A 13057-nucleotide genomic window follows, 5' to 3' on the forward strand; every position below is an offset into this window, starting at 1 on the left:
GGTCAGTCCGCGCAGGTCCAGGTGACGCTGCCGGAGACCTCGGGGCCGCCGCCCTCGGTGCCGTCGGGGTTCTTGACCGACAGGCCGGTGAAGACCCACGACCCGCCACCCTTGCCGTCGGTGGTCACCGTGCTGGCCGAGCCCTCCTGGGTGTAGTAGAGGTCGCCGCCGAAGCTCACCCCGGGTGGGCTGCCGGTGTCGGTCAAGGTCTTCTTCTCGTACGTTCCCGCTCCGTGGTAGTCCTTGACCATCGCGCCGATGTAGACGGTTTTGCCCTCGATCGGGTCGACGGGCATCTGCGGCACGAGGAACCACTTGCGGCCCTTGTCGTCCTGCTCACCGCCGCCGTACTGATCACAGGACCTGTAGTCGACGCCGTTGTTCGTCGGCATCGGCGCGTTACTGCTGCCCTTCACCGTGACGTCCCCGGTGATGTCCACGGTGACCTCGGTGTGCACGCTGCCCGTTGTTCCTCCTTCAGAAGAGCCGCCTCCTTCAAAAGAGCCGCCGCAACCCGTCGTCAATGCCAGCAAACCGCCCGCGAGCAGTGCCGCAACCCCCCGAGTGACCATGCTTTTGCCGCCCCTTCGCCCGCAGAGAATGATGCATCGCGCCGTTAGCGTGGGAGGACGCGCTGAAGAAACGGTTAAGACATCTATGCGGTACGAGGTACTCGGCCCGGTCCGGGCGGTCACCGGCGACGGCACCGCCACTCCGCTGCCACCCCGGATGCGCGCCCTGCTCGCGGCGCTGCTCGCCGCCGGTGGCCGCCCCGTCTCCCCGGAACGGCTGATCGCCGAGCTGTGGCCGGCCGACGTGCCGCCCACCGCCGCGGGGGCGCTGCAGGTGCACGTCTCCGGCCTGCGCAAGATCGTGGGGGCCGCACTGTCCACGACACCCGGCGGGTACGTCCTCGCCGCCACATCCGACGCGGACGAGTTCACCGAGCTCGCGGGCGCCGAGGCGTGGGACGAGGCGCTCGCGTTGTGGCACGGGCCCGCGTACGAGGGTGGTGGCACCGGGCCGATGGTCGCCGCGGCCGCCGCCCGGCTGGAGGAGTCGCTGCTCGCCGCCCGCCAGCGCTGGGTGGATCGGGAGATGGCTCTCGGCCACCCCGTTCTCGCCGAGCTGAGCGCGTGGGTCGCCGCCGAGCCGGTCACCGAACCCCTGGTCGAGCGGCTGATGCTGGCCCTGCACCGCGACGGGCGCACGGCCGAAGCCCTGGACCTTTTCGACCGTACGACGATGGCGCTCGCGGAGTACGAGACGCAGCCGCGCGCCGCGATGGCCGCGCTCGCCGAGGCCGTCCGCCGCCGCGACCCCGCCCTGGACCGGCCGCCGGCGGGACTGCCCGGCAGCCGCAGCCGGTTCATCGGCCGGCGCGCCGAGCTCGACAAGGTGATCGGGCTGCTCGGGCGCAGCCGGCTGCTCACCATCGCCGGGCCGGGCGGCTGCGGCAAGACCCGGCTGTCACTGGAGCTCGCCCGCGAGGTCGCCGCCGACCACGACGCCGTGATCGTCGCCGAGCTCGCCGGGCACACGACAGGGCTGCTCGTCGAGCGGGTCGCGGCCGCCGCCGGGGTACGCGAGGAGCCCGGCGTCCCCGTGCTCGACCTGCTCGCCCAGCACCTCGACGGGCGGGCGCTGCTCGTGCTGGACAACTGCGAGCACCTCCGCGCCGACGTGGCCGAGCTGGTGCACGAGCTCCTGGGTGCCGCGCCGGGTGTACGGGTGGTCGCCACGAGCCGCGAAGCTCTGGGCGTACCCGGAGAAGTCGTCTTTGTCCTCACCGGCCTGACCACCCCCGCACCCGGCGGCGACCCCGCCCGCTCGGACGCCGTCAGGCTGCTCGCCGACCGCGTCGCCGCGGCCCGGGGCGGCACCGCCCTGCGCGCCGACGAACTGCCGGTCGCCGCCGAACTGTGCCGCCGCCTCGACGGCCTGCCGCTCGCCCTGGAGCTCGCCGCTGCCCGGCTCGGGGCCCTGGCCCTGACCGAGATCATGTCCCGCCTCGACCGCCGCCTCGACCTGCTCGTCGGTACGTCCCCGGTCGCCCGGCACCAGACCATGCGCGCGGCCATCGACTGGGGGTACGACCTGCTCGACGTCCCCCAGCGGGAGCTGCTGCCCCGCCTCGGCGTGTTCGCCACCGGCTTCGACCTGGCCGCGGCCTCGGCGGTCGCCGGCACCGACGCGCTGAACCCGCTCACCCAGCTCGCCGCCCGATCCATGGTGGAACACGCCGACGGCCGTTACCGGCTGATCGAGACCATCCGCGAGTACGCCGCTGAGCGTCTGCCCGCCGACGACCCCGCGCACCGGCGTCACGCGCAGATGTGGGCCGGGCGGCTCGCCGAACCCCCGCCCGCCGACGGGCCCGAGCACAGCCGCTGGCTGGCCACCATGGGACAGGACTACGACAACATCCAGGCCGCGCTGACCTGGTCCCTGACCGCCGACCCCGGGCTCGGCCTCGACATCGCCGCCGGGATGTGGTGGTACTGGTGGATCACCGGCCGGATGGCCGAGGGCCTGTCCTGGCTGGGCCGCACGCTCGACGCGGCACCGGCCACCGCGACCCCGCTGCGCGGCCGGGCCCTGCGCGCCGCCGCGGCCCTGGCCCGCAACTCCGGCGACCTGAGCGCCGCCCGCGACCTCGGTGAACAGGCCCTGACGACGTTCCGCGACCTCGCCGACCGGCCCGGGATGATCGCCTCGCTCAACAACCTGTCGATCACCGCGCAGGGCCAGCAGGACTACGAGGCCTCCCTGGCGTACGGCTACGAGAGCCTCGACCTCGCCCGGTTGCAGGGCAACGCCCGGGCTATCGCGGCGGCGCTCAACAACACCGCCGGCACGTTGCGCTGCATGGACCGCCTCGACGAGGCCGAACCGCTGTTCGACCAGGCGCTGACCGGTTTCCGGGAGGCGGGGGAGCAGCGCGGCGAGGCGGCCGCCCTGACCAACCTCGGCATCGTGACCCGCCGCCGGGGCCGGCTCGCGGAGTCCGGCGAGCACATGCGCCGCTCGCTGCGCATCTACACCGACCTGGCGATCCCCGAGGGGCAGCTCGACACGATCGAGGGCCTGGCCCAGGTGGCGATCCTCGGCGACGACCCGGCCCGCGGCCTCACGCTGCTGGTGATCGCCGAACGGGAACGCACCGCCATCGGCGCGCCGCTGTTCACCCCCGACGAGGTGGCCGACCGCGACACCGCTGAGGCCCTCGCCCGTTCGTCGCTCGCGGCTGATGAGGTGGGCAAGGCGTACCGCACGGCCTCCGAGACGACCCTCGACGCGGCCGTCGCGTCGCTTCTTTAGCGTTTCTTAATTCCGGCCGCTCACTCTGCCGTCATGACCTCACGCATTCCGCTGCTGCTGCTGGGAACCCTCACCCTTTCCGCATGTACGCCCATAGTGCAGGCCGCCCCCGGTAGCTCGACCTCCCCCTCCTCGTCTCCGCGCGCTCATGCTTCTTCCCCGTCCCCGTCCCCGTCCCCGTCCCCGTCGCCGTCGCGCACCCATTCGAAGAAGGCGTCCCACAAGCCGTCGCACTCGCCGTCGCCGTCGCACTCCACGGTCTCCGGGCCCCGGATCGTGTCCTTCAAGGTGATCCAGAAGCCGAAGTGTGCCGAGGGAACCGCCGTCTTCCGCGCCCCCGCCGTCGACCTGATCATCGCCTGGAAGATCACCGGCGCGGACAGCGGCGCCCTCTCGGTCGACGACCCCACCCACACCCCGGGCACCTACAGCATGGTCGGCACCGAGGGCACGGAGTCGTTCGGCTTCTCCTGCGCCGGCGGCGTGGGCTCGGTCGAGACCCACAAGTACGACATCTACTCGGTCGGCGGCGGCACCCAGAAATCCAAGTCCCTCACCGTCTCCGCCAAGGTCCTCGACGACGGCCGCGAGACCGTCGCCCCGAAGTGACCGGCGCCCTCACCCGGCAGGGCTGACCCGACAGGGCTGACCCGACAGGGCTGACCCGGCAGGGCTGACCCGGCAGGGCTGACCCGACAGGGCTAACCTGATCGTTTCCGGTCTCTGCCGGAAAAGCCGATCGTCCATTGTCAATGGAGGCGGCACGCTGTCCCGCGTGACCGCGCCAAACCAGCCCGCCCGCTCCACCTCTCTGAAGGTCGCCCTCGCCACCGGGGTGGCGTTCCTGCTGCTCTGCTGCGGCGGCATCACCGCGATCAAGGCCTTCACCGGCGGCGGCAACCCATCCTCCACCCCGCAGTTCATCGCGCCGTCGCTCGCGTCCCCGCCCCCGATGGAGTCCACGTCGTCCCCGTCGCCGTCACGCTCCCGGCCGTCCTCACCGTCCCCCTCGTCCTCGTCCTCCCGCACCAAGATCCCACCGATCAAGAAGCCGGTCCCCGCCCGGACCGCCCCCGCGCCGTCCCCCTCGAAGACCACGAAGAAGCCGAGCCCGAAGCCCACCACCACTGCGCCCCCGCCCGCCCCGGCCGTGGTCAGGCCGGGCGCGTTCTGCTCACCCGAGGGCGCCACCGGCATCACGAGGAAAGGCACCCCGATGATCTGCACCCGCAAGCCCGGCGAGGAGCGCGCCCGTTGGCGCAAGGCCTGATCCGCGGGCGAACGGCCTTTCATCGGACCCACCCGCTCGCGCGAGGCCTGACCCGCGCGCAAGTCCTGACCCGGGCGCAAGGCCTGTCTGACCCGCTGGCGCAAGGTCTCGCGCGTGGGCGCAGGGTCTGACCCGCGAGCGCTGCGCCTGAAAGCGCAGGTAGGCAAGCATAAAAACGGCCCCGCCACATCTCTTCGATGTGGCGGGGCCTTTCCCGTTCGTGCATTAGGTTGTGCACAATTAAATTGTGCACAACCTAATTCGCCGTGCAAAGCCGTGCCGTGCGGCGGTCAGCCGGTGCGACAGCCAGGTCTTGTGGCGGTCAGGTCTTGTGGCGGTCAGGCCTTGCGACCGGTCAGGCCTTGCGACCGGTCAGGCCTTGCGACCGGCCAGGCCTTGCGACAGTCAGGCCTTGTGGGAGGCGTGCGGGAGGTGCAGCTCCTCCGGCTCCGGCGGGACGTCCGAGACGCCGGTGGCGACGGCCTGTTCGTGGCGGCGGTGGGCGGAGGGCAGGGCGAGGGCGGCGCCGATGCCCAGGACCGCGACGGCGGCGCAGACCCAGAAGCCGATGGTGAACGCGTCGTCGCTGGGCAGGCCGCGGGCGTCGGCGTGGGAGGTGATGACCGCGGCGATGACGGCCGTGCCGATGCTGCTGCCGATGGTGCGGGCGATCGTGTTGACGCTGGTGGCCTCGCCGGTCTGGCTGGCGGGGACCGCTTCGATGATGGCGTTGCTCATGGCGGCGAACGCGAAGCCGATGCCGGCGCCGGTGAGGACGCCCGAGGCGAGGACCTGCCAGATCGCGCCGTGGCCGAGAGCGGGCAGGATGAACGCGGCGGTGACCAGGGCGGTGCCGAGGAACATCGGGAGCTTGGGGCCGTACTTGCGGTTGAGGATGCCGGCGATCGGGCCGAAGACGACCATCATGACGACGGTCGGCAGCAGGAACAGCCCGGCCTGCGACACCGACTTGCCGAAGCCGTAACCGGTCGCGGCGGGCAGCTGGAGCAGCGTCGGGACCAGGACGAACGTGCCGAACATCGCGAAGCCCAGGATCAGGGCGACCAGGTCGGTGGCCCAGACGCCGCGCAGCTTCATCAGGTGCATGTCGATGAGCGGCTCGGCGACCTTGAACTCGACCGGGATGAAGACGGCCAGCGCGACGACGCCGACGGCGAGCAGGCCGATGGTCTTCGGGTCGCCCCAGCCCCACGACTGGCCCTTGCTGATGGCGAGCAGCAGCGTCACGAGCGCCACCGACAGGATGCCCGCGCCGAGGTAGTCGAGGCGCCCCGGGGTGCGTACCGGGGACTCCTTCATGCCGAAGATCGCACCGATCAGGGCGATGACGACCAGGACGAGCGGCAGCCAGAACAGCCAGTGCCAGGAGAGGTGCTCGACGATCGGGCCGGCCGCGACGATGCCGATGCCGGCGCCGATGCCGAAGATCGCGGAGATGAGGCCGACGGTGACGCTGACCTTCTCGCGGGGCAGCTCGTCGCGGATCATGCCGATCGACAGCGGCAGGATGGCACCGGCGGCGCCCTGCAGCGCGCGGGCGACGATCAGCACCGCGAGGTTGGGGGCGAGGGCGGCGAGCAGGGTGCCCGCGGCGAGGGCGATCAGGACCCCGATGAGGACCTTGCGCTTGCCGGCCATGTCACCGAGGCGGCCCAGGATCGGCGTGAGCACCGAGGCGGAGAGCAGGTACGCCGTGATCACCCAGCTGGCGTCGCTGGTCGACGCCCCGAGGTCGCGGCCGATGGTGCCCAGGGCGGGGGCGACCAGCGACTGGAGCACGGCGAACGCGAGGCCACCGAGCGACAGGTAGAGCACCAGCATGGTGCCGCCGGAGCCGCGTCCCCCGTCCGTGCCGGTGCCGGTGGAGCCGGGAGCGCCGGGCTCCTCGATGGTCTGGGTCATGACGTCCCCGAAGATAGAAGTAAACGTGTGCTTACTTATTATCGGGCCGCGGCGGCTTAAGTCAACATCCGTTTACGTCACACCGCGACTACCGCCGGGTCGGCCCTGCGGTTCAGGCGCAGGTACGCCAGCAGCCCCGCGGGCAGCACGAGCCAGAACGAGATGAGGCGGTAACCGAGCACGACGGCGGTGGCGCTCGCATACGGCGCACCCGCCGCGACCAGGCCGGCGAGCAGGCTGGCCTCGATCAGCCCGATGCCGCCGGGCGTCACGGGGATCTGCCGCACGACCTGCACGGCCAGGTACGCGGTGGCCAGCTGGAACGCGCTCAGCGGCAGGCCACAGGCGTGCGCGACGGCGATCAGGCAGCAGAGATCGGCAAGCCAGTTGAGTACGGCGTACGCGATCGTCACCGCCCAGTGCCGGGCCCGCACCGACCGCGCCTCGGCGACGATGCCGCGCAGCTGGTCGAGCGCCCGGCCGGCCCAGCGCCACGTGGGCTGCCACGCGAAGGACCGGCCCCGCAGCAGCACGAACACGCCGGTCAGGGCGGCCGCCGCGAGGGCCAGCACCAGGATGGTGTGCAGCCCGGCGGTCCCCGCGTAGAGCACCGCCAGCCCGATGATCGAGGCGAGCCCGGAGAGCACCATCACGGTCGCCGCCACGGAGACGCTCGCGCCGCGCCGTCGATATTGTCGCAGTGCGAACGCCGCGGACATCGCCGCGCCGGCCGGCAGCACCATGCTGATCGCCGAGCGGGTGTAGGTGATGGCCAGCGCGGCGCCCCGCGTGATGACGACGTCGAGGGCCGTCAGCAGGGCGCGCTGCTGCCGGGCGAACGCCACCTGCGACAGGAACTGCACGAGCACCGCCACGGCCAGCCAGCGCACATCGGCGTCGGCCAGGACGGCGATGACGTCGCCCGGATCCGGGACGCGCCCGCGCATCGCCACCACCACGGCGACCCCGGCGACGGCTACGGCGAGGGCGCGCAGCGCGTACCTGCGTGTCTGGGGTCGGGTGGCAGCGACCGCTTGCCGCAGGGTGCCGAGGCCCAGGACGGGGACGGCGACCAGGGCCAGCAGGGTGACCGCCACGATCGCGTCCAGCCAGTAATGATTGCCCGTGCCCACCACCACGAGCAGCGTGATCAGCGGGTGCGCGAGCCAGACCCACCGCCACCGGTTGCGGGTCGCCGCGAACAGCGCACCGGCGACGACCACCGCCCATCCGACGTGCAGCGAGGGCATGGCGGCGTACTGGTTGCTGAGCGCGTCGGTGTCCGGCGGGCCGTAGACGGCCGGGCCGTACAGCGTGCCGGTGTCGAGCAGGCCGGTGCCCGGGGTGAGCCGCGGCGGGGCGAGCGGGAACCACATCTGCACGGCGAAGGCCACCGCGGTGAGAAGAGCGAGAATCCGGCGGGTACGCAGATAGAGCCCGGGCCGCCGCATGTACAACCAGATCAGCGTCACGGCGGTCGCCGGGAAGTGCACGTACGCGTAGTAGTGGTTCGCCGCGAGCAGCAACCAGTGCCAGTCCACCAGCGTGTTCTGCACCGAGAGCTCGTTCGGCAGCCGCAGCAGCCGCTCCAGGTGCCACACCTTCGCCGCGTTCGCCGTCGCCACGTCGGCGTGACCGGCCGTGAGGATGCGGCCCGCCTTGTAGGCCAGGAAGAGTGCCGCGACCAGACCGAGCTCACCGAGCCAGGCCGGCCACCGCCGCCCGGTGACCTCCCTGAGTGCTGACACTCCGCGCCCCCGACTACTAGTAAACACCCGCTGACTTATGCGACGCTCATCATGCGCCGCCCCGGCGAACGGTTACCAGCAGGTGAGCGGACGATCACATCGCCATGACGGGAGGGCAGCCACATGGGCACAACCCCAGGACCGGTCATGCCCATCACCCCAGGTCGTGCCCCGCTCCCCGCGGCCCGCCGCCCCCGCGACGCGGAACGCACCCGAGCCCAGCTGCTCGCGGTGGCGACGGCCCGTTTCGCCCGCAACGGGTACGCGACCACCACGGTCCGCGACATCGCCGACGAGGCAGGTGTCAACGTAGCCCTGATCAGCCGCTACTTCACGTCCAAGGAAGGCCTGTTCGAGGCCTGCCTGGCCGCCGCGGTCACCGAGATCCGCCGCGACTCCGACGACACCCCGCTCGACCGGCTCGCCGCCGCCCTGACCCGCCGGATCGCCTGCCCGGACCGCGACGGACGCCTCCCCGAACGCTTCCTGCTGCTCCTGCGCACCTCGGGTGACCAGCACACCGAGGACATGCGCCTCGGAGTACTCCGCTCGATCAGCGAACGCATGGCCGCCGCCGGCCCCGGCGACAACTCCGCACTGTTGCGCGCCCAGATCGTACTGTCAGCGGCCCTGGGCATCATCCTGATGCGCGGCTCCCTGGGCCTGCAGCCCCTCGCCGGCGCCACCGAGCAGGACCTCGCCGCCCCGGTCTCCGACCTGGTGAACGCCCTGTGCGCCAAGGGTCGCACCTCGTAGAGTTCCGCCCGCCGACCTGGTCCTCGCCACCCTCGAGAAGGAGCCGTCAGAGCTGGAAGCGGTCCACGATGCGGCGCAGGTCGCCCGACATCTCGGCGAGCCGGCCCGCCGCGCGGTCCGCCTCGCCGACGCCGACCGTGGTGAGCTGGACCGACTCGGCGACCTCCGTGATGGTCCCGGCGACCTGACCGCCGGCCGTCGCGGCCTCGGCCACGTTGCGGCTCATCTCGTTGGTGGTGACCGTCTGCTCCTCGACCGCCGAGGCGATCGTGGTCTGGAAGTCGCTGATCCGGCCGATGATCTCGGTGATCTCCTCGATCGCGGTGACCGCCCCGGCGGTGTCGGCCTGGATGGCCGCGACCCGGTGTCCGATGTCCTCGGTGGCCTTGGCGGTTTCCTGCGCGAGATCCTTGACCTCGGAGGCGACCACGGCGAAGCCCTTGCCCATCTCCCCGGCGCGGGCCGCCTCGATCGTGGCGTTCAGGGCGAGCAGGTTGGTCTGTTCGGCGATCGCGGTGATCACCTTGATCACATTGCCGATCTCCGCCGACGACTCCCCGAGCTTGGCCATGACGCCGCTGGTCGTGGCGGTGACCTCGACCGCCCGGGCGGCGACGCCCGCGGCCTTGGTGGCGCTCTCGCTGATCTCGCGGATCGACGCGCCCATCTCCTCGGCGCCCGCCGCGACCGTCTGGATCGTCGCGGACATGGTCGCGGCCGAGTCGGCCACCGAGGCGGCCTGGCGGGCACCCGCGCTCGAGCTGGCCGTGCTCTCCTTGCTGGTGCCGGCGAGCGAGCCCGCGGCGTCACCCAGCGCGTCGGAGTGGTTCGACAGGTCCGTCACCGTCTGACGCAACGACGTCGTGGCCTTGCGCAGACTGCCGGCCATCCGGCCCAGCTCGTCCCGCTGGTCGACGGTCACGTCGCGGGACAGGTCACCGCCGGCCACGGCCTCGAGCACACCGGACACCTCCCGCAACGGCCGGAGGATCATCCGGGCGACCCAGAGCGCCAGCAGCACCGCGATCACCACGGAAAGGACCAGGACCGAGTTCACCACGGTACGCGTGGAGCGTACGGTGGCATCGAAACCCTGACCCGCGACCAGCGCGTCGTCCGCCCGGCCGATCTCCGCCGACAGCAGCGTCTCGTAAGTTTTGCGCAGGTCACGGTTGGCGCCCATGGCGGCGGTGACGGCAGCCTGCCGGTCCGTGGGATACGTTGTGAACTCCGCGCCCAGCGCGCTGAACCAGGCATCCGTGGCTGACTTGATCGTGTCGATCGAGGATTGCTCGGCGGTCCCGCCCAGGGCACGCGCCCCGGCCAGGCTCTCGTTGACCTTCGCCTGCCGCCCCAGCGACTCGTCCCGGAACGACGTGTCCCCGGCGATCAGATAACCCCGCTCGTCGTTCGCGGCGGCCTTGGCAGCCAGCGCGGCATCATTGAGCTTGGTGATGTACGGGACCGCGCGCTGCAGCTCGGCCGCGCGGGTGGTCTGCAGATCGCCGATCCCGATCAGGCTGATGACCCCGGTGGCAACCGTCCCGGCAACAGCCACCCCGGCCACCGTCAGGATCTTCGTCGCGATCCCACGGTCCCGCATCCAGCGCCCTGCACCCACGTCGTGTCCCCACCCCGGTCCGATGTTTCCCCCGTCAAGGTCCGGATCGGCGCATCGGCACCCGAACGTACGCAGTTCACCTTCTGTTCACCCTCGGATGGCGCAGGTCACACCCGCCGCGCCATCATGTGCGACGTGACAATCCCCGCGCAGACTCTTGCCGCCGCCGCAACCGACCCCGCCGCCGCGGCCTGGACCCGGATCGGCCACGAAGCGGGTGCGGACCTGCTGCCCTGGCTGGCCCGGACCTGCGCCTCCTTCGCCATCCACGACCGGGAGACCGCCCTGGCCCTGGCCGGTTTCACCGCCGTGGATGCAAGCGACGAGGACCGCGCCACGTACGCCGGGGCGATCGCGGCCCTGCGCGAGCTGGCGGTGCAGGGCCTGCCCGTAGCGTCCACCGACGCCATTTTCGTCTACCTCCAGCAGGCCATCCTCGGCTTCGACGGCGACGACCTCTGGGGCCACGAACCCGACCACGTCAACGACGGCGAAGTCGACGTGGAATGCCCCGCCTGCGACGAGGGACACCTCCTCGACCTGACCTCCGACCACTCGGACATCGAGCCCGGCCTCACGTCTGACCTCGCGGTTCGCCTGCACACCGAGGCCGTCCAGGCGGGCCGGCACGAGGTGGCCGCCACCTTCACCCGCCTCTTCGGCCGCTTCACCTGCCCCGAATGCGGCGTGAAGAGCGAGGTCACCGCCAGCCTGGCGGGGGTCTCCGCCTGAGCGGGCCGTGACCTCAGCCTTCCTCCATCCATCTCAGTGCCCGCTCCGGCGTCACCTCGGCCCGGTAAACACGGAAGCCGCTCTGGGTGATGACGTTGCGCTGGGCGAAGCCACTGAGAGCCGGTACGCCCGTCGACCAGGGCGTTGCGGGTATCGGTCTCCACCTGCGCGATCAGGGAGCCCGCGGCGGGCGGGTGGATCAGGGCCGCGTCCGCGGGGGCGTTCCGGCGTAACCAGTCGACGGTCTCGTGCCGGAGAGCGGCCACGGTGTCATTCACGCTCTGATCATGCCGCCGGGGCGGAGCTTCTGAGGGGGAATCGGGCGGTTGTGACCGTCGGATGACCGGACCCCGGGCCGGGTCGGTGGGGTGGGGTTCGGTACCCTTATGATCTTGCCGCGTGATCCACAAAAGACTGTCCATAGTGGGTATCGCCGGATTGATCGCGATATCCAGTCTTCTCGGTGCCGGGCCGGCGCAGGCGCGGGAGCCCGGTGAGCAGGCCGAACCACCCCGGGTAGAGCTGGTGCTCGATGTCAGCGGGTCGATGCGGGCGGCTGACATCGATGGGGAGACCCGGATCGCCGTGGCGAAGCGGGCCTTCAACGAGGTGGTCGACGCGTTGCCGGAGACCACGTATCTCGGGATCCGGGTGCTGGGGGCGACCTATCCCGGGGACAACAAGAAGACGGGTTGCAAGGACACGCAGCAGATCGTCGAGGTCGGGCCGGTGGATCGGAACGCTGCCAAGGATGCGATCGCGGGGCTGAAGCCGACCGGTTTCACTCCGGTCGGGCTGGCGTTGCGGGAGGCCGCCAAGGATCTGGGGGACTCCGGGTCCGTGCGGCGGATCGTTCTGATCACGGACGGCGAGGATACGTGTACGCCGCCAGATCCTTGCGCCGTGGCCAGGGAGCTCGCCGCGCAGGGGACGAAGCTGGTTGTTGACACGCTGGGGCTGGCGCCCGACGAGAAGACGCGCAAGCAGCTGGTCTGTATCTCCACCGCGACCGGGGGGACGTTCACCGCGGCGCAGAGTCAGGAGGAGCTGACCGACCGGGTCAAGCAGCTCGTGGACCGGGCCGCTGTGCCGCCGCCCGTGGCTCCGGCTGCGGTGACCGGGGCTGAGGATTGCCAGAGTGCGCCGTTGCTCGCGCCGGGGGTCTACACCGATCGGGAGAAGATCGGGGAGCACCGGTATTACCGCGTACCCGTGCAGTCGGGTCAGGAATTGCGGGCCTCGGTGAGTGTCGCGCTGGACCGGCAGGTTTCGCGTGATTACGGCGTACTGATGAAAGCGGCGACGGCGGACGGCCGGGAGCTGGTCCGGGGGTCCGACGCGGGCAGCGGGCGGGCTGATGTTCTCTCCGCGGGGCTGCGCTGGTCCGGGGACGAGGAGCCCTCGCCACAGGCGAGCGACGGTGCGGACGACGACGATCAGCCGGCCGTGACCACCGATGTGTGTCTCATTGTCAGCAACTCGTTCGCGTCGAACACCGCCGCGAGTGCGCCCGGTATGCCCCTCGAGCTGAGCATCGACGTCGTGGACGCCTCGCACGCGCCGGACGCTCCGGGGCTCGGGCGGGGCTGGTTGTTGCTGCTCGTGCTCGGGCTGGCGGGGCTCGTGGCCGGGGTGCTGGCCGGTTGGCTGACCCGCTGGTGGGTTGCTACATGGAGGGAGAACTGA

Annotated in this window: 10 protein-coding genes; 6 read left to right on the top strand and 4 right to left on the bottom strand. The window is 71.4% G+C overall.

Annotation, left to right across the window (positions count from 1 at the left end; translation table 11 throughout):
• Positions 1-2: 2 nt before the first annotated feature.
• Entirely contained in the window at positions 3-458 is a 456-nt protein-coding gene (locus Ahu01nite_RS08845) for a hypothetical protein (protein WP_203835947.1), read from the bottom strand.
• Between the two features lie 199 nt (positions 459-657).
• Between Ahu01nite_RS08845 and Ahu01nite_RS08850 the strand changes: the two genes are divergently transcribed.
• From Ahu01nite_RS08850 to Ahu01nite_RS08860, 3 genes are all read left to right on the top strand, one after another.
• On the top strand, positions 658-3321 hold the full coding sequence (locus tag Ahu01nite_RS08850) for an AfsR/SARP family transcriptional regulator (RefSeq protein WP_203835948.1): 2664 nt from the start codon (positions 658-660) through the stop codon (positions 3319-3321).
• A gap of 33 nt (positions 3322-3354) precedes the next feature.
• Entirely contained in the window at positions 3355-3930 is a 576-nt protein-coding gene (locus Ahu01nite_RS08855; RefSeq protein WP_203835949.1) for a hypothetical protein, read from the top strand.
• Between the two features lie 166 nt (positions 3931-4096).
• Positions 4097-4591: a hypothetical protein gene (locus tag Ahu01nite_RS08860; protein ID WP_203835950.1), complete on the top strand. Its 495-nt coding sequence runs from the start codon at positions 4097-4099 to the stop codon at positions 4589-4591.
• A 405-nt stretch (positions 4592-4996) separates the two neighbouring features.
• Here Ahu01nite_RS08860 and Ahu01nite_RS08865 read toward each other — a convergent pair whose 3' ends face one another.
• Both Ahu01nite_RS08865 and Ahu01nite_RS08870 read right to left on the bottom strand, forming a co-directional pair.
• The gene (locus Ahu01nite_RS08865; RefSeq protein ID WP_203835951.1) at positions 4997-6514 is read right to left on the bottom strand and encodes an MFS transporter; all 1518 of its coding nucleotides are present in this window, start codon (positions 6512-6514) and stop codon (positions 4997-4999) included.
• A gap of 77 nt (positions 6515-6591) precedes the next feature.
• A complete protein-coding gene (locus Ahu01nite_RS08870; protein WP_203835952.1) occupies positions 6592-8262 on the bottom strand; it encodes a flippase-like domain-containing protein in 1671 nt (556 codons plus the stop codon).
• A 147-nt stretch (positions 8263-8409) separates the two neighbouring features.
• Between Ahu01nite_RS08870 and Ahu01nite_RS08875 the strand changes: the two genes are divergently transcribed.
• A complete protein-coding gene (locus Ahu01nite_RS08875) occupies positions 8410-9018 on the top strand; it encodes a TetR/AcrR family transcriptional regulator (RefSeq protein ID WP_203835953.1) in 609 nt (202 codons plus the stop codon).
• Between the two features lie 46 nt (positions 9019-9064).
• Here the strand turns inward: Ahu01nite_RS08875 and Ahu01nite_RS08880 are convergent, their stop codons facing one another.
• The gene (locus Ahu01nite_RS08880; RefSeq protein WP_203835954.1) at positions 9065-10621 is read right to left on the bottom strand and encodes a methyl-accepting chemotaxis protein; all 1557 of its coding nucleotides are present in this window, start codon (positions 10619-10621) and stop codon (positions 9065-9067) included.
• A 153-nt stretch (positions 10622-10774) separates the two neighbouring features.
• Between Ahu01nite_RS08880 and Ahu01nite_RS08885 the strand changes: the two genes are divergently transcribed.
• Positions 10775-11371: a hypothetical protein gene (locus tag Ahu01nite_RS08885; protein WP_203835955.1), complete on the top strand. Its 597-nt coding sequence runs from the start codon at positions 10775-10777 to the stop codon at positions 11369-11371.
• Between the two features lie 399 nt (positions 11372-11770).
• The gene (locus Ahu01nite_RS08890) at positions 11771-13057 is read left to right on the top strand and encodes a VWA domain-containing protein (RefSeq protein WP_203835956.1); all 1287 of its coding nucleotides are present in this window, start codon (positions 11771-11773) and stop codon (positions 13055-13057) included.

Origin of the sequence: Winogradskya humida, from assembly GCF_016862215.1 — a bacterium.
Taxonomy (GTDB): domain Bacteria; phylum Actinomycetota; class Actinomycetes; order Mycobacteriales; family Micromonosporaceae; genus Actinoplanes; species Actinoplanes humidus.